The organism is Flavobacterium enshiense, from assembly GCF_022836875.1.
Lineage (GTDB): Bacteria > Bacteroidota > Bacteroidia > Flavobacteriales > Flavobacteriaceae > Flavobacterium > Flavobacterium enshiense_A.
On sequence record NZ_CP090376.1, the window covers coordinates 1,283,044 to 1,308,332 of the forward strand.

A 25,289-nucleotide genomic window follows, 5' to 3' on the forward strand; every position below is an offset into this window, starting at 1 on the left:
CAAAAAAAGAAAAGGCTGGTTTAAATACCAGCCTTTTTCGTTTTATGAAAGAAGGGATTATTTTACCAATCCTCTTGAAATTACGATTCTCTGGATTTCAGATGTTCCTTCGTAAATCTGAGTGATTTTCGCGTCACGCATCATACGCTCTACATGATACTCGCTCACATAACCGTTTCCACCGTGAATCTGAACTGCCTCAACAGTCGTGTTCATAGCCACCTCAGAAGCATATAATTTAGCCATAGCTCCCGATTGTGAAATATCCTGTCCTGCATCTTTCTCACAAGCTGCTTTGAAACATAGCATTCTTGCTGCAGTAATCTGCGTAGCCATATCTGCCAATTTGAAAGCGATTGCCTGGTGGTGGAAAATTGCTTTTTTGAAAGCTACACGCTCCTGAGAGTATTTCAATGCCAATTCATAAGCACCTGAAGCAATTCCCAATGCCTGAGAAGCAATACCGATACGGCCTCCGTTTAACACCGCCATCGCGAAGTTAAATCCGAAACCATCTTCGCCGATTCTGTTTTCTTTCGGTACTTTTACGTCAGAGAACATTAAAGAATGCGTGTCGGATCCGCGGATACCCATTTTCTTTTCTTTTGGTCCTACAGAGAAACCTTCCCATCCTTTTTCAACGATGAAAGCATTGATTCCTTTGTGTCCTTTTTCAATATCTGTTTGTGCAATTACAATATAAGTAGAAGCAGTTCCACCATTGGTGATCCAGTTTTTAGTACCGTTCATCAGATAGTGGTCGCCCATATCGATAGCAGTTGTTTTTTGTGACGTTGCATCAGAACCGGCTTCTGGCTCAGATAAACAGAAAGCACCAATTACATCACCTTTAGCAAGCGGCACTAAATATTTCATTTTTTGCTCTTCGTTACAGAATTTTTCCAATCCGGCACAAACTAAAGAGTTGTTAACAGACATCACTACTGCAGCAGAAGCATCAACTTTTGCGATTTCTTCCATCGCTAAAACGTAAGAAACGCTGTCCAAACCGGCACCACCATATTTAGGATCCACCATCATTCCCAAGAAACCTAGTTCAGCCATTTTTTTGACTTGTTCTGTAGGGAATGTTGAATGCTCGTCTCTTTCAATAACTCCCGGTAACAATTCAGTCTGAGCAAAATCTCTTGCTGCCTGTTGAATCATTAACTGTTCTTCGCTTAAATTAAAATTCATTTTACTTTCTATGTTTTGTTTGTAAGTCCTTTAAAAAAGTGCCCAAAGATACTTCATAAATATCATATTTTCAACAGGATTGTCTAATTTTAACCCATGCAAAAAAAGATGTATAACGTAGTAGGGGTAATGTCAGGTACTTCATTGGACGGTGTTGACCTGGCACATATTCGTTTTTCCATTGAAAACGGTAAATGGGAATTTCAGATATTTCAATGTGAAACCGTTGCTTATCCGGAAGAATGGGTAGGTTTGTTGAAAAAAGCTGTCGATTTTTCGAAAGCAGAACTGATAACACTTAATAAGGAATACACCGCGTTACTGGGCGGTATTATTTCGGATTTCATAACTAAGCATAAACTGGAAGATTTGGATGCTGTCTGTTCACACGGGCACACGATTTTGCATCAGCCACAAAACGGGTTTACGTTGCAGATTGGGAATCTTCCTGAAATAGCGGAACTGACCCAACAGAAAGTCGTTTGCGATTTCCGTGTGCAGGATGTCAAAATGGGCGGGCAAGGTGCGCCTTTGGTACCCATTGGAGACCGTATTTTGTTTTCGGATTACGATTATTGTTTGAATCTGGGCGGATTTTCGAATGTTTCTTTTGAGGAGAATGGCAACCGGATTGCTTTCGATATTTCACCTGTAAATACGGTTTTGAATTTTTATGCCGATAAATTAGGATTGAAGTATGATGATAAAGGACAAATTTCCAAAAGTGGGACAATTTCAGCAGAATTATTATTTGAATTGAACGAATTGGATTTCTATCGAAAAACGTATCCGAAATCGTTAGGTTTTGAATTTGTAAAGGAAACGGTATTACCAATGATAGAACGGTATTCGATTTCGATTGAAGATAAACTCCGAACCTTTACCGAACATGTTGCATTTCAGATTGCCGCCGCTTTGCCTGAAAAAGAAGGAAGTCTCTTGGTGACAGGAGGTGGGGCCTACAATATTTTCCTGATTGAAAGGATGAGGGTTTATCTTCCTGAAATGCAGATTGTAGTCCCGGATGCCAAAACAATCGAATTTAAGGAGGCCCTTATTTTTGCGTTACTGGGTGTTTTAAGGCTTGAAAATGAAGTGAATGTCCTGGCGAGTGTAACGGGTGCTTCGACTAATCACAGTTCCGGTGTAATTTATTATAAACCTGTAAAACTTTGAGATTTTTGCAGAATCAAAGTATATTTGTAGCACTTTTAAAACAGACAATACATTTTAGATAATGAAAGATTTATTAAAGAAATTCGAAAATAAAGAACCTGAAGTAGTGTTTCACTGGAAAGATGCAGAAACGGATGCAGAAGGTTGGACAGTTATTAATTCACTTCGCGGCGGTGCTGCCGGTGGAGGAACCCGAATGCGTAAAGGTTTGGATATGAATGAAGTGCTTTCTTTGGCAAAAACAATGGAAGTGAAGTTTTCGGTTTCAGGGCCTGCAATCGGCGGAGCGAAATCCGGGATTAATTTTGATCCGAACGATCCGAGAAAAAAAGAAGTATTACAGCGCTGGTATAAAGCGGTATCGCCTTTATTGAAAAGCTACTACGGAACCGGAGGTGATTTGAACGTGGATGAAATTCACGAAGTAATACCGATGACCGAAGCTTGTGGTGTTTGGCATCCGCAGGAGGGTGTTTTTAACGGACATTTCAAACCGACAGAAGCTGACAAAATCAACCGTATCGGTCAATTGCGTCAAGGTGTGGTGAAGGTGATTGAAAACACAACTTTCTCTCCAGACATTGCTAAAAAATATACAGTAGCAGATATGATTACCGGTTATGGGGTGGCTCAGGCTGTACGTCATTTTTACGATATCTACGGAGGTAATGTTGCCGGAAAAAGAGCTATCGTTCAGGGTTTCGGTAATGTTGGATCTGCAGCTGCGTTCTATTTGGCAGAAATGGGAGCGAAAGTGGTAGGTATCATAGACAGAGACGGTGGTCTTATCAACGAAAACGGGTTCTCTTTTGAAGAAATCAGAACCTTGTTCTTAAATAAAAATGGTAACACTTTGGTGGCTGATAATATGATTCCTTTTGCGGAAATCAACGAGAAAATCTGGTCGGTTGGTGCTGAAATTTTTGCACCTTGTGCGGCTTCACGTTTGGTGACAAAAGCGCAGGTTGACAGTATGGCAGCAGCAGGATTGGAAGTGATTTCTTGTGGGGCTAACGTGCCTTTCGCTGATAAGGAGATTTTCTTCGGACCAATCATGGAAGAGGTGGACAGCAAAGTAAGTTTGATTCCTGACTTTATCTCCAACTGCGGAATGGCGCGCGTTTTCGCTTATTTCATGGAGAAAAAAGTAACGATGACAGACGAGTCAATTTTTAACGATACTTCTGATATCATCAAAAAAGCAATCCAAAAAACATACGATGTAAGTTCTGACAAGAAAAACATCAGCGCGAGAGCTTTTGAAATTGCATTGAAGCAATTGGTATAATTCTTGTATATTTGGCTCTGATAACATAACAAAAAAAGCGTATTTTCGTTATCATTGTTATAAAGAACCGGATATTATGGTACAGTTTGATATATCAGCAGCAGAAAAAAGAAAGTCATTATTGTTGACAGTAGTGATTTATGCCTTTCTGGTGCTGATATTATTTTTTATACGATTCTGGCCGCCTGCAAATATTAATGAATTGGCTGCGCTTGGCGGAGGTGGCGGTGGCGGAGGTGTGACCATCAATTTTGGTGACAGTGACGTCGGAATGGGGGATAACTTTCAGAGTGAAGTGCTGAATGTAAAGAACGATGTGAAACAGGTAGTGGCTGAGTCTGCTCCTGAAGAAGATATTATTTCAAGCGATACGCCCGAAGACAATGCGGTAGTGATAGCGAAAAATCCGAACCCAGTAAAAGCAAAACCTATTGTAAAGACAGATCCGAAACCGGTTGAGGTAAAAAAACCGACTGTTTCCAAAAATACCAACGATGCCTTGTCCAGTTTGCTGAACGGCTCTAAAAAAGGTGGTGATGGCGATGATAACCAGGCCGGAAACAAAGGAAAAGCAAACGGTGATTTAGCTTCTAACGGCTATTACGGTTCTGGAGGCTCCGGTGGAGGAACTGGAGGAGGTAACGGAACCGGAAATGGAACAGGGACAGGCCCGGGAAGCGGAAGCGGCTCTGGCGGTGGTAACGGAAGTGGCGTAGGTAAAGGAAATGGTGGTGGATATTCGTTAGGAAACAGAAGAGCATTATCTACACCAGATCCAAAATATACTTGTAACGAAGAAGGTAGAGTTGTGGTAGAAGTTTCTGTGGATAAGACAGGTAAGACTATTGCGGTTACTCCGGGAATTAAAGGAACGACAAATACAGCTAAATGTTTATTGGATCAGGCACGTATTGCGGCTATGAATACCCGTTGGCAGGCGAGCGAGGATGCTCCAGAACGTCAGGTGGGGAAAATCATTTATACCTTTAGTTTGAATTGATAGGATTGAGAATATAGAAAAAAGAAAATTGACAATAGATTAAGGCCGGCTAGTTTAGTCGGCTTTTTTATTTGTTTGATGAAAATGGGAATTGTTGCTCAGGTTGAGGTTTTGGTTTTTCTGATGTTGTTTTTGTTTTCAACGTACGTCTGTCGCGAAATGAAAGATGTATAGTAGAAATTCTTGTGATGAAAAATAATGCCCTAGCCCCGTCCCGATAGCTATCGGGAGTAGCGGCATCCTTTTATAAAAAATCCCATTCGCTCAGGAATGGGATTTTTTATAAAAGATATAGTGGATAGCGGGATTAAGCTCCCGAAAATATCTATTTCGATGCACTGGTGGCAATTACGAATTTCAAATTGTTTTTTACACCGATCTGTAATACGTCAACCAAATCCTGCACCTGAAGATTGTACGGGATGCGCACCACAACGGCTTGTTCTTTATTGTCTCCTATCTTTGTTAATAAGGTTTTCTCTAATTGATCAAACGGGACTTCCTGTTTGTCAAGGAAAAAGCGTTTCTCTTCCGTAACGGACAGGCTGATAAGCTGCTTGTTTGTCTTTTCATTGTTTTTCGATTTAGGAAGCGTCATTTTTATAACGTTCGGATTCGCGAGGGTCGAAATGATCAAAAAGAACAAAAGCAGGAAGAACATAATGTCGCTCAACGAACTGGTGGCGACTTCTGCATGAAATCGTTTATTTCGTTTTATCGGCATTTGGTCTCTGGATTATGTTAACGAATTCCAACACGTGTCTTTGCATGTTCAGTGAGTAGTTGTCGATCATACCGTTGTATAGGTGGTACGCCGAATAAGCGATAATACCCACGACAAGTCCGGCACCACTACTGATCATTTTCTCGTACAAACCTCCGGAAATGTTTCCGATACTGATGTTTTCCGTAACCGAAATGCTGTAGAAAATTTTAATTACCCCGGAAATCGTACCGATAAACCCAAGAGTGGGAGCGATACCGGCAACAAGGCCTAAAACGCCCAGTTTTTTCTCCATTTCCCCGATTTCAATGTTAGCCATTTTTTCCATGTTGGACTCGATTTCGGAAATAGGGCGGCCAATGGTTTGGATGCCTTCTTTGATAACAATCGCTGAAGCGGCTCCGTCACGTTCCGCAGAAGAAATTGCCATATCGATATTTCCGGCATTAAGATGCGTGCGGATATCTTTCATTAAATGAGGATCGGTTTTTGTGGCTTTTTTGATGTACATGAATCGTTCAATGATGATGTATATCGTATAGAAAAGTAAGACAGCAATCGGAATCAGGAAAATACCTCCTTTTAAGATGAACTCCAATACGGAAATTTCGTTGTTTTTCACTACACCTTCTACAACAGCGCCGGTTGCTTTGGTCAGGGTGTCATTTTGTACTTGTAAAAAAAATCCAGTCATAAAATCTTGGGAATTGTATTTATTTTAAATAATAATCTCAATTTTGCAATAAAGATAAATTTCTATACCCTAATAAACTAAAAAAAAGGTTATTTATTTTATGGGTACGGATTTTAACATCAAATAGTATTCCAAAATGACTTATCAGGAAACTTTAGACTGGATGTTTGCCCAATTGCCGATGTTTCAACAGCAGGGTGCATCAGCCTATAAGAAGGATTTGACCAACACGATTTTACTTTCGACGCGTTTAGGAAATCCCGAAAAAAAGCTGCGATTTATACACGTGGCAGGAACCAACGGAAAAGGTTCTACTTCATCGATGATTGCTTCAGTACTGCAGGAAGCTGGGTGCAAAGTGGGTTTGTATACTTCGCCGCATTTAAAAGATTTCCGGGAGCGTATCAAAATCGACGGAAATGAAATTTCACAAGAATTTGTGGTGGATTTCATAGCAGATAATAAGTCTTTTTTTGAAGAAAATCAATTGAGTTTCTTTGAGATGACCGTAGGTTTGGCCTTCGACTATTTTGTCAAGGAAAAAGTTGATGTGGCCGTTATTGAGGTCGGTATGGGAGGGCGATTGGATTCTACCAATATCATCACGCCTTTGGTTTCGGTGATTACTAATATCGGATTTGATCATACCCAGTTTTTGGGAGATACATTGGGAGCAATTGCTGGTGAAAAAGCCGGAATTATCAAACCGAATGTTCCGGTGGTTGTCGGAGAGTATACTCCTGAGACAAAACCGGTTTTTTTGGCTAAAGCTGCAGCATGTGGTTCGGATATTTATTTTGCTTCAGATTTGATACTGGAAGATTATCCTTGTGGGTTATTGGGCGATTATCAGTTTCATAACAAGAAAACGGTGGTGAAAACCATTGATGTTTTAAAAGGACATTTTGCGGTTTCAGAAGAAGATTTAAAAACCGGACTTTTAAATGTTGTCAGTAATACCGGATTGTTGGGCAGATGGCAGCAGCTTAGTTCTAATCCAAAGGTAATTTGTGATACGGCCCATAACAGCCACGGACTTAAGATTGTCCTGAATCAGATAGCAAAAGAAAAATTTGAAAAATTATTCTTCGTCTTAGGTGTCGTAAATGACAAGGATTTGGATTCTATTTTGCCTTTGTTTCCAAAAAATGCGAATTATTTTTTCTGCAAGCCAAATATTTTTCGCGGACTTGATGCAGAAGAACTTTGTGAGAAGGCATCGGTTTTTGGGTTGGAAGGAAGAGTATGTGATTCTGTTTCAGGAGCTTATAATGAAGCGCTGCAAGCTGCTGGTAAAAATGATTTTATTTATGTCGGAGGAAGTACGTTTGTAGTCGCAGAAATTATGTAAAATAATTTTGCAGAAGTAAAAAATACGTCTATATTTGCACTCGCAATACGGGTAAAACCGGTTGCAAGATAAAAGGGCGATTAGCTCAGCTGGTTCAGAGCACCTCGTTTACACCGAGGGGGTCGGGGGTTCGAACCCCTCATCGCCCACCACTTTTATCACTACTTACTGATAATAAAAAGAATTATCGGGCGATTAGCTCAGCTGGTTCAGAGCACCTCGTTTACACCGAGGGGGTCGGGGGTTCGAACCCCTCATCGCCCACAAAACAAATTCCTTAAGCAATTAAGGAGTTTTTTTATTTTGTACTCTGAAGGTTTTTATCTTTGACTATAACCTGCTATTTGTAGTTTGGGTGTTAGTGTTTTTGAGGGCGACTGCTTTTTTTGTTAGCAGGGATTGTTTGATTTCTGGTAGAAAGTACGGCTAAAGCTATTTTGCTAAAGCACAGGTGCTCAAAAAAGGTTATTGTGTATTTTGGATTTGCTTTTGGGTAAGTTCATTATGGTGTAAGGTTAAAAAACAAACGCTGCGTTAAGCAGCGTTTGTTTTTTAAAGTATATCTAATGTTCTTTCCAGTGCCATGCCTCTTGATCCTTTAATTAGTATGGTTTTTCCAGTGGGCTTTTTGCTTTGGAAAGCTGTTGCAAAAGAGTCGTAACTGTCATGGAAGTGAAGGTGATTATTTTCGGTTTTATTTGCGAAAAAATCTTTTCCGACGAAGTAAGTTTCAATTTGGGTTTGATTCAGTAATAAATCGATAACTTTCTTATGCTCGTTGATGCTTTCTTTTCCCAGCTCAAACATATCTCCTAGAATGGCAATTTTGTGGCTTCCGTCCAATTGAATAAAGTTCTCTATAGCGGCTGCCATACTGCTCGGATTTGCGTTATAGGCGTCTAAAATAATATGATTGCCGTTTTTCTCCATTAATTGGGAGCGGTTGTTGGCGGGGATGTAATCTTCAATTGCCTGTTTGATATCATTATCGTCTACATTGAAGTATTTGCCGATTGTGACTGCAGCATTTATGTTATTAGCGTTGTAGATGCCGATTAAATGAGAATTAAGTTCTATGTTTTCGAATCCGATTTTAACCATTGGATTGGCGGTTACAGCGTTGATTTGTACATCGCTTCCTTTGCCAGTTGAGAAAGTGAAGCGGGTCAGCTTTTCTGTTTTTTCTTTTTGAATCTGATCATCTAAATTTACAAAGACAGTTTTGTGATGGGCTTCCAAATATTGGTAAAGTTCACTCTTTCCTTTGATTACTCCTTCCACGCCACCAAAGCCTTCCAAGTGTGCTTTTCCGAAATTGGTTATATAGCCATAATCGGGTTCTGCAATTTCGCAAAGCATTTCAATTTCTTTTTGATGATTCGCACCCATTTCCACTATGCCAATATCGGTATTTTCATCAAATGAAAGTAGGGTTAAAGGTACTCCGATGTGGTTGTTTAAATTTCCAACGGTTGCTTTGGTGATGTATTTTTTTGAAAGAACCGTGTTAATTAGTTCTTTCGTTGTGGTTTTTCCGTTGCTTCCGGTTAATGCTATTATGGGTAAGCCTAATTCCTGACGATGGTAGTTTGCTAAATCCTGTAGGGCCTTTAAGCTGTCTGGAACAAGTAGCATTTTGTCTTCGTCTGTGAAGTATTTTTTGTTGTCAATAATAGCAAAGGCGGCTCCGTTATTCAAAGCTTGTTGAGCAAATTCATTAGCATCAAAATTATCGCCTTTCAGCGCGACAAATAAACAGTCGGGTGTTATTTTTCGGGTATCAGTACATACTCCGGTACTTTGTAAAAAGCATTGGTAGATGTCTTCTATTCTCATGTGAAAAATGTGTAAAATAATAAAAGCCCTAAGTTAGGGCTTTTATTATAATTGTATGAAAATTTTAAAGATTAACCTCTTGGTTTTTTCTTGTTGTCTTTTGGACCTACTTTAGACATTGCGCAACGGAAACCGATGTAGTCTGTTGCCATATCTTGTGGGTAGTATCTTCTTGAAGCAGGGTCTAACCAATAAGCTCTGTCTCTCCAAGAACCTCCTTTGTAAACTCTTGCGTCGTCATTAACAAGAGTGGTTCTTTTTGAAGATTTGTCGAACTGTCTTTTCATTGTTCCTAAACTGTCAACAGAAATCTGGTGTTTAGGAGAATCGTACATTCTTTTGCCGTCAGTAGCTTTTGGATCTCCAGCGCTTTCGTCAGTATCAGCGAATTTGAAATAACGAGTTGATTGTTTGTCACCGTCTCTGTAGTTTCTGTTGTCAGAAGTAGAGAAGTTGTATCTTAAATACGTTTCGTTTTCGTCAACCGGAACTTGAGCAATCTGACCAGGGAAATTTCTAGCCATTACTTTACCATTGCTTAAAGTATCGTATTTAACGTTTTCGGCAGTAACCATTTCAACTTTTCCGTCTTCACCGATTTTGTTTTTAGTGTAAACGTTACCTCTGAAGTAGTTGAAGTCGTTTGCTTCGTCATCAACCATTGGACGATAAACGTCTTGTACCCATTCTGCAACGTTACCTGCCATATCGTACAATCCAAAATCATTCGGAGCGTAAGATTTAACTTTGTTGGTGATATCGGCACCGTCATCAGACCATCCTGCAACTCCTCCGTAATCTCCTTTACCTTGTTTGAAGTTGGCTAATTGATCTCCTCTTTGAGCTCTCTTGCCGTTACGAGTGTATTGTCCGTTCCAAGGATATTTCTTTTTCCCTTTGTAAATGTTGTACTCTCTGATTCCGCCTAAAGATAGAGCAGCATATTCCCACTCTGCTTCAGTTGGTAGTCGGTACTCTGGTAAGATGATCCCAGAAGATCTTTGAGCGAACACATTTTTAGGCTCGATAGTTTTACCGTCTTTAGTAGTTTGAGGCTTAGTATTTTTTCCTTTCTTAGCGCCTTTTCCACGGTAAACGATATCTTCGCTACCACCACGTGCAGTAGATGGACTTGCTAAATAAGCTTCTGTACTGAAAGTGTTAGAAGCGTCAACCTCGTTTACTTTAGAGTCTTTTTTCAAGTACTGCTCTCTTTCAAGGATAGCCTCATTCACACGGTCAGTTCTCCACTTAGAGAATTCAGTAGCCTGAATCCAGTTAACACCTACTACAGGATAGCTTCCATATGCTGGGTGTCTTAAGTAGTTGTTTGTCATCGTTTCGTTGTAGCCTAAACGATTTCTCCAAACTAGAGTATCAGGTAGTGCGCCTGTATAGATATTTTTGTAATTTTCATCATCTGGAGGGAATACAGTTTTTAACCAAAATAAGTATTCTGAATACATCATATTGGTAACCTCTGTTTCATCCATGTAGAATGATTGTACGTGTTGCTGATTTGGTGTGTTGTTCCAGTCGTGCATTACGTCATCCTCGACTTTACCCATAGTGAAGGTTCCGCCTTCTACAGCAACCATTCCTGGAGGGGTTTCTTGCTTTTTGAACTTGTCATTGTACTGGAAACCACCTTTTTTGTCGTTGATTTTCCATCCAGTTGCCTGTGAACCTCCTTTGGACGACCCCTTCTTACTACAGCTAGTAAAAGACACTGTCAACGCAAGCGCTGCAAACATCTGTAAGGTCATAATTCTTCTAATTTTCATACTTCAAGTAGGTAATAAATTTAGTGCCGCAATATAGTAATTAACCATTAAACCGCAACACGTTTTTTGTAAATTATTAAAAAAAATATAAAATTGGTTTAAAGACCAATATCTTAACGCTTTGTGATAATTATATATTGTGTAAAATTAGCTATTAATGAAAATATTTTTTCTATTTGTAATAACTTTTGAAATAATACGTTTTCAATATAATGAAAAAATGCCTGCTTCTCATATTGATATTCGTCTCTTTTGTTGGGTTTAGCCAACAGAAGGAGGATGTTATTGTTGAATGGAAATCCCCTTCCAAATATTATATAGATACAATCCCGTTTTTTATACCTCAATTTAAGCAAGAACATCTTGAATTTAATCCGATAGATAAAGTTCTGACTTTCAAAAAAAGATTTTCGGTTCAGTATGAGGTTGATGAAAAATCGCTATTGGTTTCGAATGTAGTTTATGAGACGGTATCTAAAGAAGATTTAAAAGACCTTTCTTTTTCAAAACTTCCAACAAAGCTTAATGCTGCTATTGATTATATCGTGGCAAGGGACCTGAAAAGCGTATTGCTTTCTTTTTCTCCTATTATTAAGGAAGGAAATGTTATTAAAAGAGTAAAATCTCTTTCTGTTTCTTTCTCCCCGGATGCTAATAGCGGGAAATCGGAAGTACGTAGAAATCCCATTGTTAATTCTGTATTGGCATCAGGCAATTGGTATCGCTTTTACGTTGAAAAATCTGGGATTTATAAATTGTCCAGGAGCTTTTTGCAGCAAATGGGATTTGACGTGAATGTGGATCCGAGACGAATAAAAATCTACGGGAATGGAGGTAGGATGATTCCGTTGCTGAATTCTGTCCCTTATCCAATGGATCTTGCAGAGAATGCCATTCAGGTAATTGGGGAAAGTGACGGGTCTTTTGATAATAATGATTATGTAATCTTTTATGCGGAAGGTGTAGATGTTTGGAACGATGACAGTGATACGAGCGTCAATCTATATGATTCTAAAACCTATTATTATGTAACTTCTCATGGAGGCGAGGGGAAACGAATAGCGTTGAATGAACAGCCTGTTGGTTCTCCTGATATGGTTTTTGCTGATTTTGACGATTACAAATATCATGAAGTGGATAAAACAAATGTTGCGAAATTGGGAAGAAAATGGGTGGGAGAAAATTTCAATATCGAGAATGTCCAGTCGTTTAGTTTTAGTTTCCCAAATATTGTAATTTCTGTTCCTGTGAAGATTAAAGTCAATGCAGTTTCTGCTTCTTTTGGGCGAACTGCTTTTAAAATCTCGGCGAACAGCAGTAGTTTAACCACTATGGATTTTCCTGCTTTAAGCCCTACGGAGCACGTTGGAGGTTATGAATCGGTTTATGGAGGCGTTTTTTCTTCGTCTTCTTCTAATGTTTCCATTCAATTAGAGTATGATAATGGAGGAGTGCCTTCTTCAAATGGTTATTTGGATAATATTTCTTTGGTAGCCAAAAGAAAGCTGCAAGGCTATGGGAAACAGTTTTTGTTTAGGAATGATTTGGCTGGGACCAATTTTGGGATAGGCGAATATCAATTGTCAAGTGCCGGTAAAATTTCGCAGGTTTGGGATGTGACCGATATTTATAATGTTTCAAAAGTTGTTAACTCCGGCCAACCTAATTTTTCGTTTAAATCGACTTTAGGAGATGTCAGAAAATATGTAGCGTTGGATGTTGACGATATTTATACGCCTCCAAGTCAATCGGGAGAACGAATTGCTAATCAAAATCTGAAAGGAACTATTTTTAATGATGCTCAGGGCATTCCAAAGGATATAGATTATTTAATTGTGACACCGTCCAGGTTAAAAGCTCAGGCGGAAAAATTGGCTGAGTTTCACCGAAATTATTCAAAGTTGAATGTGAAAGTTGTGGATTTAGGTTCGATTTATCAGGAGTTTTCTTCTGGGAAGCAGGATATAGGTGCGATTCGTAATTTTGTCAAATATATTTATACCAGTTATCCGACTTTTCCGGCAGAGACAGGAAAAATTAAATATTTGAATCTTTTCGGAGATGCCTCTTATGATTATAAAAACCGTATTGTTGGAAATACCAATGTAGTGCCTGTTTTTCAAGCGTTGTATAAAGTGGCGGCCAATTCCGGAACTAATTCGTTGAATTTTTCAAATTTCATGACCTTTATGTCAGATGATTTTTATGGTTTGATGGGTGATGATGAAGGTACGATGACTTCTGTTAAAGGGGTAGATGTGGCTGTAGGAAGAATGTTGGTGAATTCTCCTGTCGATGCTGATCAAATGGTTAACAAAGTGTTTGAATATCATAATGAGAAATCCTATGGAAGATGGCGTAATAAATTCGTTATTATTTCTGATGATATCGATAAACAAGGTGATGAGCCAATACAGCGGATAATTGATGTTATAAGTGATGATTTATATGATCAAAAACAATTTGTTAACGTAAAAAAAATACATTCCGATTCCTATGTGCAGGTTACTGCTGCAGGAGGGGAACGCTATCCATCCGTTAATACAGATTTTGTGAATGAATTTGAAAGTGGCGGATTGGTGTTCAATTATTTCGGGCATGGTGGAGAGGACGGATTGGCTCAGGAACGCATTTTTGAAAAGACAACCGCACAAAATCTTAAAAACCGATACCGATATCCTTTGTTTATTACCATTACATGTGAATTTACTCGTTTTGATAATCCAAGCCGCCCAACCGCGGGTGAGTACATGTATTGGAATATAGCCGGAGGTGCCATTTCGTTAGTCACTACTACGAGGGAAATAACATTATGGACGGGCAAGTTGATTAATGAGGCGTTAACTCCTATATTGTATGGTTTAGGGCCTAATAATGAAGTTTCGATTGCTGAGGCGCTTCGTCAGGCAAAAAATCAAGTGAGTCAGAGCGATCAGAATGTTGCATTTTATGTAGGAGATCCTGCTTTGAAATTGGCGATCCCTAAACCGAAAATAAAGCTGACAAAAATAAATGATGTGCCAGTAACGCAGCCCACAGATACGTTGGAAGCGCTGAGTTATGTTAAGATATCGGGTGAAGTGGTGGATGAATCGGACAACCTGCAATCTGATTATAACGGAGATTTAATGGTTCAGATTTTTGATAAAGATATAGACAGAAGAACGTTGGGTAATGATGGTGCTCTGGGTGGTAATGGGCAATTGGATATTATGGAATTTAAAACCCTGGGGGAGACGATTTTCAGAGGGAATGCTTCGGTTACTAATGGTTTGTTTGAATTTGGATTTGTCGTGCCAAGGGATATTAAGATTCCTGTCGGAACCGGGAGGGTGAGTTTTTATGCTAAAAAAAATGGAACTTTAGTTGATAATACCGGTCATGATTTAACAGTTAAGGTGGGAGGGATTAATGAAAATGCAGTAGCAGATAATCTGCCTCCTAAAATAAGGTTGTACATGAACGATGATAAGTTTGTTTCGGGAGGGATTACTAATGCTTCTCCAATATTCCTGGCTTTTTTGGATGATGAGCACGGAATCAATACGGCCAGCGGAATCGGTCATGATATCGTGGCGATTTTGGATGGGAACGAGAATAAGCCTTATATCCTGAACGATTATTTTGAAACCGATCCGAATGATTATACAAAAGGAAAGGTGCGCTATCCGTTTAGGAATTTAGCTAAGGGATTGCATACTCTTACATTGAAGGTTTGGGACGTGTATAATAATTTTTCCACGGCAGAAATTCAGTTTATTGTGATGGGGGATGAAAATGTAGAGCTTTCAAACGTGTTGAATTACCCGAATCCGTTTGTGAATTATACAGAGTTTTGGTTTTCTCATAACCGACCTTTTGAGTCATTAGATGTGCAGGTTCAGATTATGACAATTACTGGAAAAGTGGTTAAAACTATCAATCAGTCTTTAGCGACAGAAGGTTTTTTATCTCGTAGTATTAAATGGGATGGCAGGGATGATTTTGGGGATAAAATCGGAAAAGGGGTTTATGTTTATAAGCTTACCGTAAAATCATTAAGTTCGAATAAAACTGCAGAAAAGATTGAGAAACTTGTAATACTTTAAGAAAATAGTATATTTGTTAAATAAATTATAATAAAAAAATGAAAAAAATAGTCATAGTGTCCTTGTTCCTGTTTGTGTTTCAGTTGGTTAAAGCTCAGGAAAATGTGATTACGACAGGAGTTCCTTTTTTGCTTATAGCTGCAGATGCCCGTGCAGCTGGTGTGGCTGATATGGGGGCGGCAACTTCAGCAGATGTTTTTTCACAACAATACAATCCTTCCAAATATGCTTTCGCAACCACTAAATATGGGGCTTCTGTTAGTTATACGCCTTATTTGACCAGTATTGCCAATGATATATCGTTAGGGCAGGTTACTTTCTATGATCGTTTTAACGAGCGAAGTGCTTTTGCTGCCAGTTTGCGTTACTTTGGTTTAGGGGATATTACCATAACTGATGATATTGGAACTGAGCTATATAAGGTAAATCCGAATGAGTTAGCTTTCGATCTTTCTTATGCGTTGAAATTAAGCGATCAGTTTTCAATGGGGGTTGCCGGTCGTTATATCCGTTCCAATTTAAAAATTCCTGATGGTAATACCGATGCTTCTTCTGCTAATTCATTTGCGGTGGATGTTTCAGGGTTTTATCAGTCGGAAGAATTTGCAATGAGTGATTTTAATGCCAGATACAGAATCGGTTTGAATCTTCAGAATATGGGGCCAAAAATTTCCTATGATGGTGATGTTGAAAGAAGTTCTAACTTTCTCCCGGCTAATTTTAAGTTAGGAGGTAGTTTTGATTTTATTTTGGATGATTATAATAAGATTACGGCTTTAGCGGAAATAAACAAACTGATGGTTCCGACCCCTCAAGAAGTTGGTGATGAAGATGGTAATGGTGTTATTGATGAGACGGATGAGGCTATAGTTAATGAGGATTACAGGCAAATAGGCTGGTTTGAAGGGATGTTTAAATCGTTTGGTGATGCTCCGGGCGGATTCAGCGAAGAAATGAAAGAAATCGCTTGGGCATTAGGAGCGGAGTACTGGTATCAGGAATCCTTCGCTTTCAGAACGGGTTACTTCCATGAAAGTCCAGACAAAGGAGCAAGACAGTACGCGACTATTGGTGCAGGATTTAAGTACAATACCGTTAAAGTGGATGTTTCGTATTTGTTCTCTACATCTACAGTAAGAAATCCGCTGGAAAATACATTGCGTTTCTCTCTAACATTTAGTTTCGGAGATTCCTATGATGAATATTAGTAGAAAAGAATAATGAATGAAAAATCCAAACTTGTAATGAGTTTGGATTTTTTGTCTGTAATAATCTGTCAGATGAAGAATGTTAATGTGACTGCCTCTTTTACAGTTTATGATTCTGTCGATGAACTTGCTCGCGAGGTAAATGATTTGATGTCTCAGGCTGTAGCGATACGTAAAAAAGCCTATGCTCCTTATTCTAAGTTTAGGGTAGGTGCTGCAATTTTGCTGGATAACGGAAAGGTTGTCCTGGGGTCTAACCAGGAGAACGCTGCCTATCCCTCCGGATTGTGTGCTGAAAGGGTAGCGGTGTTTCAGGCAGGAGCAATTTATCCGGATGCTAAGATTTTAAAAATGGCAATTTCCGCTACGGGAGACAGTAAAGAGGTGTCGGAGCCTATTCCTCCTTGTGGCGCCTGTCGTCAGTCTATAGCAGAGTATGAAATCCGTCAGGAGCAGCCGATTGAGATTTATTTTATGGGTGCTGTGGGGGAAGTGTATAAATCAGATTCCCTGAAGAGTTTGCTGCCACTGATGTTTGATAAAAACTTTCTATAAAAAGAGTAATTTAATGGGGTTAAATTTTCACTTCTTAACAAGATGTGTTATTTTTGCCCTTCGCAAAATTGTGTAATAAAGCTTAAAAGAGCAACAATGAAACCAATTACAAAAGAAGTTTACCTTAAATGGTATGAAGACATGCAGTTCTGGAGAAAGTTCGAAGACAAACTCGCTGCATTATACATTCAACAGAAAGTTCGTGGGTTCTTGCACTTATATAACGGACAGGAGGCGGTATTAGCGGGAGCTTTACACGCGATGGACTTATCTAAGGACAAAATGATAACGGCTTACCGTAACCACGTTCAGCCAATCGGTATGGGAACAGATCCCAAAAGAGTTATGGCGGAACTGTTAGGAAAAGTTACCGGTACATCGAAAGGGATGGGAGGATCGATGCATATTTTCGATAAAGAACACGGGTTTTACGGAGGTCACGGTATCGTAGGTGCTCAAATTCCAGTAGGAGCCGGAATTGCTTTCGCAGATAAGTATTTCGGAACCGGAGGTGTTACGCTAACTTATTTCGGTGACGGAGCTGCTCGTCAGGGATCGCTTCACGAGGCTTTCAATATGGCCATGTTGTGGAAACTTCCTGTGGTATTCATCGTTGAAAATAATGGTTATGCAATGGGTACGTCTGTTGAAAGAACAGCGAACCATACCGATATCTGGAAATTAGGTTTAGGATATGAAATGCCATGCGGACCGGTAGATGCGATGAACCCAATCAAAGTTGCGGAAGCGATGCACGAAGCGATCGATAGAGCGCGTCGTGGCGACGGACCAACTTTCCTGGAAATGAAAACGTATCGTTACAGAGGTCATTCCATGTCGGATGCCCAACACTACAGAACCAAAGAAGAAGTTGACGAGTACAGAAAAATCGACCCAATTACTCAGGTTCTTGATATCATCAAAGAAAAAAATTATGCAACTGAAGCAGAAATCGAAGCTATCGACCAAAGAGTAAAAGATTTGGTGGATGAATGTGAAAAATTTGCAGAAGAATCTCCTTTTCCAGAAGTGAATCAGTTGTATGACGTTGTTTACGAACAGGAAAATTATCCATTTATACCACATAAATTATAATCGATTATGGCAGTAGTAATTACAATGCCGCGTTTAAGCGACACCATGACCGAAGGCGTTGTGGCAACTTGGTTGAAAAAAGTTGGTGATGTTGTTAAAGAAGGAGATATCCTTGCTGAAATTGAAACGGACAAAGCTACGATGGAGTTCGAATCGTTTAATGCGGGAACATTATTACATATAGGAATTCAGGAAGGTGAGTCGGCTCCGGTAGATGCTCTTTTGGCAATTATTGGTGCTTCGGGTGAAGATATTTCGGCTTTGATAAGCGGAAATACTCCTGCTCCTAAGGTTGAGTCTGCTCCTGTTGCAGAAACTAAAGAGGAAGCTCCGAAAGAGGCTGCTGCACTTCCTGCAGGTGTAAAAGTGGTAACCATGCCGCGTTTAAGTGATACAATGACTGACGGAACGGTGGCAACTTGGTTGAAAAAAGTTGGTGACGAAGTAAAAGAAGGGGATATCCTTGCAGAGATTGAAACTGATAAAGCGACAATGGAATTTGAATCATTCAATTCCGGAACGCTTTTATATATTGGTGTTGACGAAGGGCAAACAGCTCCGGTTGACAGTATTTTAGCGATTATCGGACCTGCGGGGACAGATGTTTCCGGTGTCGTAGCCGGTTTCAAATCAGGTGGTGCTGGAACGGCTCCTGTTACTGAAAAAGCGGCTGAAGTAAAAGCAGAAACTCCTGCTGCTCCAGTACAAAATACAAATACAGGAGATAGAGTTTTTGCATCTCCGTTGGCAAAGAAAATTGCGCAGGAAAAAGGGATTGACCTTTCTCAGGTAAAAGGTTCAGGCGAAAACGGAAGAATCGTGAAAAGCGATGTGGAAGGGTTCACGCCTCAAGCTGCAGCTGTACAAGCGGTTTCAGCCCCCGCGGCTTCTACTGCAGCTCCTGCTGTTAAACCATTTGTTCCGGCCGGAGAGAAATTCCAGGAAGAAATCAAAAATTCGCAAATGCGTAAAACGATTGCGCGTCGTTTGGCAGAATCGAAGTTCACGGCGCCTCATTACTACTTAACTATTGAAGTGGCAATGGATGAGGCAATGAAATCAAGAGCGGTTATCAATACTGTTCCGGATACGAAAGTTTCATTCAATGATATGGTGGTGAAAGCTTGTGCAATGGCATTGAAAAAGCATCCGCAAGTTAATTCGCAATGGAGAGAAGATGCAATGATCATCAATCATCATGTGAATATTGGGGTTGCTGTGGCTGTTGAAGACGGTTTGGTTGTACCGGTATTGAACTTTACTGATCAAATGAGTTTATCTCAAATTGGTGCTAATGTGAAAGATTTGGCGGTAAAAGCGAAAAGCAAAAAACTGACACCGGCAGAAATGGAAGGTAGTACATTTACTGTTTCTAACTTAGGTATGTTTGGTATTCAGTCATTCACATCAATCATTAACCAGCCGAATTCAGCTATTTTGTCTGTTGGGGCTATCGAAGAAAAACCAGTGGTGAGAAACGGGCAAATCGTTGTGGGTAACACTATGACGCTTACTTTGGCTTGTGATCACAGAACAGTTGATGGTGCAACTGGAGCACAGTTTTTACAAACACTAAGATTGTTTTTAGAAAACCCTGTAACAATGTTGGCGTAAGCCCGTTGTTTATAATAAATTAAATCCCGTTTTGAAATTCAGAACGGGATTTTTAGTATTTTAGTTTTAGGAATGAAGGACTTGCATAATTGAATCGTTTTTAATGAATGTACGAATTCCTTAAGACCATAAAAAGAATAAATTCCATATGAAAAATATAATCATTACGGGAACTTCCCGAGGAATTGGGCGTGAATTGGCCCTGCAGTTTGCAGAAGCCGGTCACAGGGTGTTGTCAATTTCCAGAAAAATTGCTCCAGAGCTGCTCGGAAATGAAAATATCACTTGTTTAAGTGTTGATCTGGCTTTAGAAGAGGATTTGGAAAAAGTAACTCATTTTATTGCTTCCGACTGGAAGAGAGTGGATGTAATTATTCATAACGCAGGATCGCTTTTGTCGAAGTCTTTCGGAAAGATGTCTGCAGAAGAATTCGAAAACGTCTATAAAGTAAATGTTTTCGGTGTAGCTAATTTAACGCGGATCTGTCTTCCGTTTCTTGAAAAAGGAAGCCATGTGGTAACCATCAGTTCCATGGGAGGAATTCAGGGCAGCATGAAGTTTCCGGGGCTTACGGCTTACAGTTCCAGTAAAGGAGCAGTAATTACTTTAACTGAGGTATTGGCTGAAGAGTACAAAGAAAGGGGAATAGCATTCAATGTGCTGGCTTTGGGTGCGGTTCAGACAGAAATGTTACAAGAAGCCTTTCCAGGATATGAAGCACCGATAACAGCTAAAGAAATGGCAGATTACATTTTTAACTTCGCACTTACCGGAAATAAATATTACAATGGAAAAGTGTTGCAGGTGTCCTCAACTACTCCGTAAATGAAATCGATTTTAGAAAAGTATATTCCCGAACTTGCTGTTGAAGCCGTTTTTGAGCTGATCAGGGCCAATCACGTGCACCTGAAAATCGTAAACGAGCGTGTGACCCGCCATGGCGATTACAGAAGACATCCCGATGGCTTTCACCAGATAACTGTCAACGCAAGTTTGAATAAATACCGCTTTCTGATAACGTTGATCCATGAGATTGCTCATTTGGTGGCGTTCGAAAAATTCGGGAGAAACATAAAACCACATGGGGACGAATGGAAAATAACATTCCAGCGTTTGATGGTATCTTTTATCCGTCCGGAGATTTTTCCCAGTCAGCTGCTGCCATTGCTTGCGAGGCATTTTAGGAATCCAAAAGCAAGCAGCGATACCGATGCAACCTTGTCGCTGGCTTTGAAACAATTCGATCCGGTTAGCGATAAAAATTATATCTTTGAGATTCCGTACGGAAGTGTGTTTCGCATCCATAATGGAAAAATATTTAAAAAAGTGGCATTGCGAACAAAACGGTACGAGTGTGTCGAGATAAATTCGGGAAGAATCTATCTTTTTAATCCCAATGCCGAAGTAGAGTTGCTGCCAAATTAAATTACCAACAACTCGGTAACTTATCAAGTTTAAAACAGATGAATAAGAATTATTATGCAATAGTAATGGCTGGTGGAGTAGGCTCCAGATTTTGGCCGGTAAGTACAACAGAATTTCCAAAACAGTTTCACGATATGTTGGGAACAGGGGAAACGCTGATTCAGAAAACGTTCAGCCGTTTGTCACAGTTGATTCCCAAAGAAAATATCTTAATCCTTACCAACGAAGTCTACAACGACTTGATTCTGGAACAGCTTCCGGGGGTAAAACAGGAGCAGATTGTTTTGGAACCTGCTATGCGAAATACCGCTCCGTGTATTTTATATGCATCGCTAAAAATAAAAAAACAAAATCCGAACGCTGTTATGGTGGTGGCGCCCAGCGACCATTGGATAGAAGATGAATTGCAGTTTGTCTCTAATTTGCAACATGCCTTCGATTTTTGCGAGCGTGAAGACAAATTGATGACATTAGGAATTTTGCCGACATTCCCAAATACAGGTTACGGTTATATTGAGTACGATAAATTGGATTCGCGACCGATAAAAAAAGTGGTGCAGTTCCGTGAAAAACCGGATTATGCCACGGCGAGAAAGTTTATTCAAAGCAGAAATTTTCTTTGGAATGCAGGGATATTTGTGTGGAGCGTAGAATCTATTTTGAAAGCTTACGAGGATTTTAATCCGGTGATGTTTTCTGAATTTATGAACGGATTTGATGTTCTTAATACTGCAGATGAAAAACAGTTCATAAAAGAATATTATCCTAATTCTGAAAATATTTCAGTGGATTATGCCATCTTGGAAAAAGCTCAAAATGTGTATGTTTTACCGGCAACATTCGACTGGAACGATTTAGGAACCTGGGGTTCATTATATGATAAATTGCCAAAAGATGAACAGGATAATGCAGTTGTGAATGCTACTGTAATTCTTGAAAATGCGTCTAACAACATAATCCGTACGGAAGGGAAGAAACTTGTTGTTGTTGATGGACTTCAGGATTTCATTATTGTTGATAAAGAAGATGTATTGCTGATTTATCCAAAAGGCAAAGAGCAGGACATTAAGAGGATAACCGCAATGGCGAACGAATTGAAGTAAGTGAACTGTATAAAAAAACGGAGTCAATTTTGACTCCTTTTTTTTATAATTTGTCAGCTCTGTTTTGAGCCTTTCTTACTTTTTTGAATAATTCCGACGAGTAAACAAAGTCTACAATCGCTTCGTTATCGGTTTTGAAAATTTCCTTTTTAGTGCCTTCCCAAGCCAAAACGCCTTCTTTTAGGAACACGATTTTTTCTCCGATTTCCATTACCGAGTTCATGTCGTGCGTGTTGATAACCGTTGTAATGTTGTATTCTTCTGTAATCTCCTGAATAAGGTTGTCGATGACTACAGCAGTTTTCGGATCCAGCCCCGAGTTGGGTTCGTCACAAAACAAATATTTCGGATTGTTTACTATAGCTCGGGCAATCGCCACACGTTTCTGCATACCTCCGGATATTTCAGAAGGTTTTTTTGTATGGGCATTAATCAGTTTTACACGATCAATTACAAAATCGACACGTTCTTTAATTTCACGTGCATTTTTGTTTGAGAACATCTTTAGTGGGAAACCGATGTTTTCTTCTACTGTCATCGAATCAAAAAGCGCACTTCCTTGAAATACCATTCCGATTTCAGTTCGCAATTCTCTTTTTTCATCATCATTCATGTCAGAATAAATTCGGCCATCAAAAGAGATGGTGCCTGAATCCACTTTATGAATTCCCAATAAACTTTTAAGCAAAACCGTTTTTCCGGAACCGGACTGTCCAATAATCAGGTTGGTTTTTCCGGTTTCAAAACTGGTTGTGATTCCTTTTAAGACCTTTTGTTCTCCAAAGGATTTCTCTACATTTTTTACCTCAATCATCTTATTATTTGCTTAAAAGTAACTGTGTTAGGATATAATTCACCAAAATGATGGCAACGGAAGTCCAAACGAACGAAGTTGTACTGGCCTTTCCAACTTCCAAAGCGCCACCTTTCATGTAATACCCGTGAAAAGACGGAATTGTCGCCAATAAAAAAGCAAAACAAACCGTTTTGATGAAGGCGTAAGTCACGTGAAACGGTATGAATTCAACCTGAAGTCCGGTTTGGAATTCGGTACTCGAAGCAAACCCCCCGTATACACCGGCTATCCATCCGCCAAAAATTCCAAGGAACATACTCAGTCCGATTACGAACGGGTATAACATCATGGCGACAATTTTAGGGAATACCAGGTAATTCAACGAGTTTACACCCATTACTTCCAAAGCATCGATTTGCTCGGTCACCCTCATGGTTCCAATACTTGAAGTTATGAACGATCCTACTTTACCGGCCATAATGATGGAAATGAAGGTAGGGGCGAACTCAAGGATAACCGATTGGCGGGTTGCAAATCCGATTAGGTATTTAGGAATCAATGGATTGGTTAAGTTTAATGCCGTCTGAATCGCCACAACCCCGCCCACGAAGAACGAGATGAATGCTACAATTCCTAAAGACCCCATGACTAAATCGTCTATTTCCTTCATGATAAGCTGTTTCATCATGGACCATTTGGTGGGTTTGTTGAATACTTCCTTCAACATCAAAAAGTATTTTCCTATTTGGGATAAATATCGAATCATGCTTATAAATATTTAGCGAAAATACGAAAATAGTTATGAGTTAGGATTTGGATTCATGAATATTTTGAAACCGGTATTCCAATTGATTTAGGAAATAATAAAATATGAATACTGCTTCATGATATTGTGAAATATTAAAGCAAAGAAGAATATTAGTTTGTCATGAAATTGTAAAATTCTGTCTTTTGATTTTTTAATGTTGTAACTTTGTAAGAATCAAATAGATACACGTTTTTATTTGTGTGTTTCGGATTTGATTTAATGTGTTTTTGTTGTGTCTAAAAGTGGAATAGTTAATTAAAAAACAAGGGAGATGAATGCAAATAAACCATCTTATGAAGAGTTAGAAAGCCAAGTGAATGCATTGCGCGATCAGTTGGCAAGTTTGTCTTTGGTGTTGAGTGAAACCTATAAAGGAGTTAGAGGAGTTTCGGATAATTTGGAGAGCGGTGAATCCGCTGGAAGTAAATCATTGAAAACAGAGCTTATCGAATCTGTTCTACATAGAGTCAAAACACCTTTGAATACCATTGTTGGTCTAGCCAATCTGTTGAGTACGTCTAAATTAGATTTAGAAGAAAGAAATAATTTTGCTGAAATCATAGCTAATTGTTCGAGTGAGTTGGAAGAAGTTTTTTCTGAATTTCTCAATTATAATTCCTACGAATCCCAAAATGAAACCGTTACTAAACAAAAGGTTTCTTTAAATAATTTGCTGGACGAATTAAAAGTAAAATTTGTTGGCAGAGTGTTGTATAAAGGGTTGAATTTCAGATCTGGAAAAGGTTTGGTGGATAGGGACGATTTAGTTATGGTAGATGGAGTTAAGATCAATCACATTTTTACCAGTCTGTTAAGCAATGCATTGAAATATACGCACAAAGGTTTTGTTGAAATGGGTTACCGATTGGAAAAAGATGAAATCAAATTTTATGTAAAAGACAGCGGTGTTGGTTTCGATAAGAGAGTAATAGAAGATCAATTGGCATCAAAGGTTACTCTGGAAAAAGTTGCTGATGAGAATAATAATGTTGGTTTAGGTCTTTTTATGGTAAAACACTATGTTGATTTATTGGGCGGAAATTTAGAAATAGAATCAGAACCTGGCGTTGGAACCGAATTTTATTTCAAAGTTCCTTATGAACCGGCACTGGCAGATGTAGAAGCAACAGCGTCTAAAAAAACGATTAAAGTGTTAATTGCTGAAGACGAGGAAATTAGTTATATGCTTTTGAAAAAACTGTTGGAAAAAGGGAACGTTGAAATCATAAGAGCCAAAAACGGGGAAGAAGCATACGAAATATACAAAAACAACCCGGACATCAATTTGATTTTAATGGATCTTCGCATGCCGCAAGTTGATGGGTATACCGCTGCCCAACTCATTAAAAATGAGTCGCCGGAAATTCCGATCATAGCACAATCTGCCTATTTACAGAATGATGACAAAGAGAATTACCGCAAGGCTTTCAATGGTTATCTTTCCAAACCGGTTAATAAAGAAGAGTTTAAAGCGGTTGTAGACAAATACATTGCTTTAGCTTTTTTGAATTAAGGCATTATCAGGGCAGTTTATTGCTTTTTGAGC

Annotated in this window: 20 protein-coding genes and 2 tRNA genes; 15 read left to right on the forward strand and 7 right to left on the reverse strand. The window is 39.2% G+C overall.

The window, feature by feature from the left end:
- Positions 1-57 precede the first annotated feature (57 nt).
- The gene (locus tag LZF87_RS05725) at positions 58-1,197 is read right to left on the reverse strand and encodes an acyl-CoA dehydrogenase (protein WP_244342840.1); all 1,140 of its coding nucleotides are present in this window, start codon (positions 1,195-1,197) and stop codon (positions 58-60) included.
- A gap of 96 nt (positions 1,198-1,293) precedes the next feature.
- On the opposite strand from LZF87_RS05725, the gene LZF87_RS05730 reads away from it, so the two are divergent.
- The 3 genes from LZF87_RS05730 to LZF87_RS05740 all read left to right on the forward strand — a co-directional run bounded on the left by LZF87_RS05730 (position 1,294) and on the right by LZF87_RS05740 (position 4,661).
- Complete coding sequence (locus tag LZF87_RS05730) at positions 1,294-2,373, forward strand: anhydro-N-acetylmuramic acid kinase (RefSeq protein WP_244342841.1); 1,080 nt, start codon at positions 1,294-1,296, stop codon at positions 2,371-2,373.
- Between the two features lie 61 nt (positions 2,374-2,434).
- Complete coding sequence (locus LZF87_RS05735) at positions 2,435-3,661, forward strand: Glu/Leu/Phe/Val dehydrogenase dimerization domain-containing protein (protein WP_244342843.1); 1,227 nt, start codon at positions 2,435-2,437, stop codon at positions 3,659-3,661.
- A 76-nt stretch (positions 3,662-3,737) separates the two neighbouring features.
- Positions 3,738-4,661 carry an energy transducer TonB gene (locus LZF87_RS05740; protein WP_244342845.1) on the forward strand — a complete coding sequence of 308 codons (924 nt, stop codon included), beginning with the start codon at positions 3,738-3,740 and terminating at the stop codon, positions 4,659-4,661.
- A 325-nt stretch (positions 4,662-4,986) separates the two neighbouring features.
- Here the strand turns inward: LZF87_RS05740 and LZF87_RS05745 are convergent, their stop codons facing one another.
- Positions 4,987-5,385 (reverse strand): ExbD/TolR family protein, encoded by a 399-nt coding sequence (locus LZF87_RS05745; RefSeq protein WP_244342847.1) that lies wholly within the window; start codon positions 5,383-5,385, stop codon positions 4,987-4,989.
- Entirely contained in the window at positions 5,366-6,079 is a 714-nt protein-coding gene (locus tag LZF87_RS05750; protein ID WP_244342855.1) for a MotA/TolQ/ExbB proton channel family protein, read from the reverse strand. The genes LZF87_RS05745 and LZF87_RS05750 overlap by 20 nt, the downstream gene beginning before the upstream one ends.
- 136 nt (positions 6,080-6,215) lie before the next feature.
- On the opposite strand from LZF87_RS05750, the gene LZF87_RS05755 reads away from it, so the two are divergent.
- The 3 genes from LZF87_RS05755 (at position 6,216) to LZF87_RS05765 (ending at position 7,694) form a co-directional block, all read left to right on the forward strand.
- Positions 6,216-7,430, forward strand: a complete 1,215-nt coding sequence (locus LZF87_RS05755) for a bifunctional folylpolyglutamate synthase/dihydrofolate synthase (RefSeq protein WP_244342856.1) — start codon at positions 6,216-6,218, stop codon at positions 7,428-7,430.
- Between the two features lie 74 nt (positions 7,431-7,504).
- Positions 7,505-7,582, forward strand: a tRNA-Val gene (locus LZF87_RS05760).
- Positions 7,583-7,619: 37 nt separating this feature from the next.
- Positions 7,620-7,694: transfer RNA gene (locus LZF87_RS05765), tRNA-Val, on the forward strand.
- 288 nt (positions 7,695-7,982) lie between these two features.
- On the opposite strand, the gene LZF87_RS05770 is transcribed toward LZF87_RS05765, so the two are convergent.
- Together LZF87_RS05770 and gldJ are read right to left on the reverse strand one after the other, a co-directional pair.
- Positions 7,983-9,266 carry a UDP-N-acetylmuramoyl-tripeptide--D-alanyl-D-alanine ligase gene (locus tag LZF87_RS05770; RefSeq protein WP_244342857.1) on the reverse strand — a complete coding sequence of 428 codons (1,284 nt, stop codon included), beginning with the start codon at positions 9,264-9,266 and terminating at the stop codon, positions 7,983-7,985.
- Positions 9,267-9,337: 71 nt separating this feature from the next.
- Positions 9,338-11,050 carry a gliding motility lipoprotein GldJ gene (gene gldJ / locus LZF87_RS05775; protein WP_244342858.1) on the reverse strand — a complete coding sequence of 571 codons (1,713 nt, stop codon included), beginning with the start codon at positions 11,048-11,050 and terminating at the stop codon, positions 9,338-9,340.
- A 212-nt stretch (positions 11,051-11,262) separates the two neighbouring features.
- Here gldJ and porU point away from each other — a divergent pair, with 212 nt between their 5' ends.
- The 8 genes from porU (at position 11,263) to LZF87_RS05815 (ending at position 22,139) form a co-directional block, all read left to right on the forward strand.
- The gene (porU, locus tag LZF87_RS05780; protein ID WP_244342859.1) at positions 11,263-15,138 is read left to right on the forward strand and encodes a type IX secretion system sortase PorU; all 3,876 of its coding nucleotides are present in this window, start codon (positions 11,263-11,265) and stop codon (positions 15,136-15,138) included.
- Positions 15,139-15,176: 38 nt separating this feature from the next.
- Positions 15,177-16,346, forward strand: coding sequence for a type IX secretion system outer membrane channel protein PorV (gene porV / locus LZF87_RS05785; protein WP_244342860.1), 1,170 nt, complete (start codon positions 15,177-15,179; stop codon positions 16,344-16,346).
- 72 nt (positions 16,347-16,418) lie between these two features.
- Positions 16,419-16,901 carry a cytidine deaminase gene (gene cdd / locus LZF87_RS05790; RefSeq protein ID WP_244342861.1) on the forward strand — a complete coding sequence of 161 codons (483 nt, stop codon included), beginning with the start codon at positions 16,419-16,421 and terminating at the stop codon, positions 16,899-16,901.
- A 96-nt stretch (positions 16,902-16,997) separates the two neighbouring features.
- Entirely contained in the window at positions 16,998-17,996 is a 999-nt protein-coding gene (pdhA, locus tag LZF87_RS05795; protein WP_244342863.1) for a pyruvate dehydrogenase (acetyl-transferring) E1 component subunit alpha, read from the forward strand.
- Positions 17,997-18,002: 6 nt separating this feature from the next.
- Positions 18,003-19,610 carry a pyruvate dehydrogenase complex dihydrolipoamide acetyltransferase gene (locus LZF87_RS05800; protein WP_244342864.1) on the forward strand — a complete coding sequence of 536 codons (1,608 nt, stop codon included), beginning with the start codon at positions 18,003-18,005 and terminating at the stop codon, positions 19,608-19,610.
- A 148-nt stretch (positions 19,611-19,758) separates the two neighbouring features.
- The gene (locus tag LZF87_RS05805; protein WP_244342865.1) at positions 19,759-20,436 is read left to right on the forward strand and encodes an SDR family NAD(P)-dependent oxidoreductase; all 678 of its coding nucleotides are present in this window, start codon (positions 19,759-19,761) and stop codon (positions 20,434-20,436) included.
- Positions 20,437-21,036 carry a SprT-like domain-containing protein gene (locus LZF87_RS05810; protein WP_244342866.1) on the forward strand — a complete coding sequence of 200 codons (600 nt, stop codon included), beginning with the start codon at positions 20,437-20,439 and terminating at the stop codon, positions 21,034-21,036.
- A 38-nt stretch (positions 21,037-21,074) separates the two neighbouring features.
- Positions 21,075-22,139, forward strand: a complete 1,065-nt coding sequence (locus LZF87_RS05815) for a mannose-1-phosphate guanylyltransferase (RefSeq protein ID WP_244342867.1) — start codon at positions 21,075-21,077, stop codon at positions 22,137-22,139.
- A 43-nt stretch (positions 22,140-22,182) separates the two neighbouring features.
- On the opposite strand, the gene LZF87_RS05820 is transcribed toward LZF87_RS05815, so the two are convergent.
- A complete protein-coding gene (locus LZF87_RS05820) occupies positions 22,183-22,953 on the reverse strand; it encodes an ABC transporter ATP-binding protein (RefSeq protein WP_244342868.1) in 771 nt (256 codons plus the stop codon).
- 4 nt (positions 22,954-22,957) lie between these two features.
- Positions 22,958-23,701, reverse strand: coding sequence for an MlaE family ABC transporter permease (locus LZF87_RS05825; protein WP_205622819.1), 744 nt, complete (start codon positions 23,699-23,701; stop codon positions 22,958-22,960).
- Positions 23,702-24,014: 313 nt separating this feature from the next.
- Here LZF87_RS05825 and LZF87_RS05830 point away from each other — a divergent pair, with 313 nt between their 5' ends.
- A complete protein-coding gene (locus LZF87_RS05830; protein WP_244342869.1) occupies positions 24,015-25,256 on the forward strand; it encodes a response regulator in 1,242 nt (413 codons plus the stop codon).
- The last annotated feature ends 33 nt before the right edge of the window (positions 25,257-25,289 follow it).

Excerpts from the sequence above, each read along its gene's own strand:
- LZF87_RS05725 (WP_244342840.1), bottom strand. The coding sequence starts at position 1,197 with ATGAATTTTAATTTAAGCGAAGAACAGTTAATGATTCAACAGGCAGCA.
- LZF87_RS05730 (WP_244342841.1), top strand. The coding sequence starts at position 1,294 with ATGCAAAAAAAGATGTATAACGTAGTAGGGGTAATGTCAGGTACTTCA.
- LZF87_RS05735 (WP_244342843.1), top strand. The coding sequence starts at position 2,435 with ATGAAAGATTTATTAAAGAAATTCGAAAATAAAGAACCTGAAGTAGTG.
- LZF87_RS05740 (WP_244342845.1), top strand. The coding sequence starts at position 3,738 with ATGGTACAGTTTGATATATCAGCAGCAGAAAAAAGAAAGTCATTATTG.
- LZF87_RS05745 (WP_244342847.1), bottom strand. The coding sequence starts at position 5,385 with ATGCCGATAAAACGAAATAAACGATTTCATGCAGAAGTCGCCACCAGT.
- LZF87_RS05750 (WP_244342855.1), bottom strand. The coding sequence starts at position 6,079 with ATGACTGGATTTTTTTTACAAGTACAAAATGACACCCTGACCAAAGCA.
- LZF87_RS05755 (WP_244342856.1), top strand. The coding sequence starts at position 6,216 with ATGACTTATCAGGAAACTTTAGACTGGATGTTTGCCCAATTGCCGATG.
- LZF87_RS05770 (WP_244342857.1), bottom strand. The coding sequence starts at position 9,266 with ATGAGAATAGAAGACATCTACCAATGCTTTTTACAAAGTACCGGAGTA.
- gldJ (WP_244342858.1), bottom strand. The coding sequence starts at position 11,050 with ATGAAAATTAGAAGAATTATGACCTTACAGATGTTTGCAGCGCTTGCG.
- porU (WP_244342859.1), top strand. The coding sequence starts at position 11,263 with ATGAAAAAATGCCTGCTTCTCATATTGATATTCGTCTCTTTTGTTGGG.
- porV (WP_244342860.1), top strand. The coding sequence starts at position 15,177 with ATGAAAAAAATAGTCATAGTGTCCTTGTTCCTGTTTGTGTTTCAGTTG.
- cdd (WP_244342861.1), top strand. The coding sequence starts at position 16,419 with ATGAAGAATGTTAATGTGACTGCCTCTTTTACAGTTTATGATTCTGTC.
- pdhA (WP_244342863.1), top strand. The coding sequence starts at position 16,998 with ATGAAACCAATTACAAAAGAAGTTTACCTTAAATGGTATGAAGACATG.
- LZF87_RS05800 (WP_244342864.1), top strand. The coding sequence starts at position 18,003 with ATGGCAGTAGTAATTACAATGCCGCGTTTAAGCGACACCATGACCGAA.
- LZF87_RS05805 (WP_244342865.1), top strand. The coding sequence starts at position 19,759 with ATGAAAAATATAATCATTACGGGAACTTCCCGAGGAATTGGGCGTGAA.
- LZF87_RS05810 (WP_244342866.1), top strand. The coding sequence starts at position 20,437 with ATGAAATCGATTTTAGAAAAGTATATTCCCGAACTTGCTGTTGAAGCC.
- LZF87_RS05815 (WP_244342867.1), top strand. The coding sequence starts at position 21,075 with ATGAATAAGAATTATTATGCAATAGTAATGGCTGGTGGAGTAGGCTCC.
- LZF87_RS05820 (WP_244342868.1), bottom strand. The coding sequence starts at position 22,953 with ATGATTGAGGTAAAAAATGTAGAGAAATCCTTTGGAGAACAAAAGGTC.
- LZF87_RS05825 (WP_205622819.1), bottom strand. The coding sequence starts at position 23,701 with ATGATTCGATATTTATCCCAAATAGGAAAATACTTTTTGATGTTGAAG.
- LZF87_RS05830 (WP_244342869.1), top strand. The coding sequence starts at position 24,015 with ATGAATGCAAATAAACCATCTTATGAAGAGTTAGAAAGCCAAGTGAAT.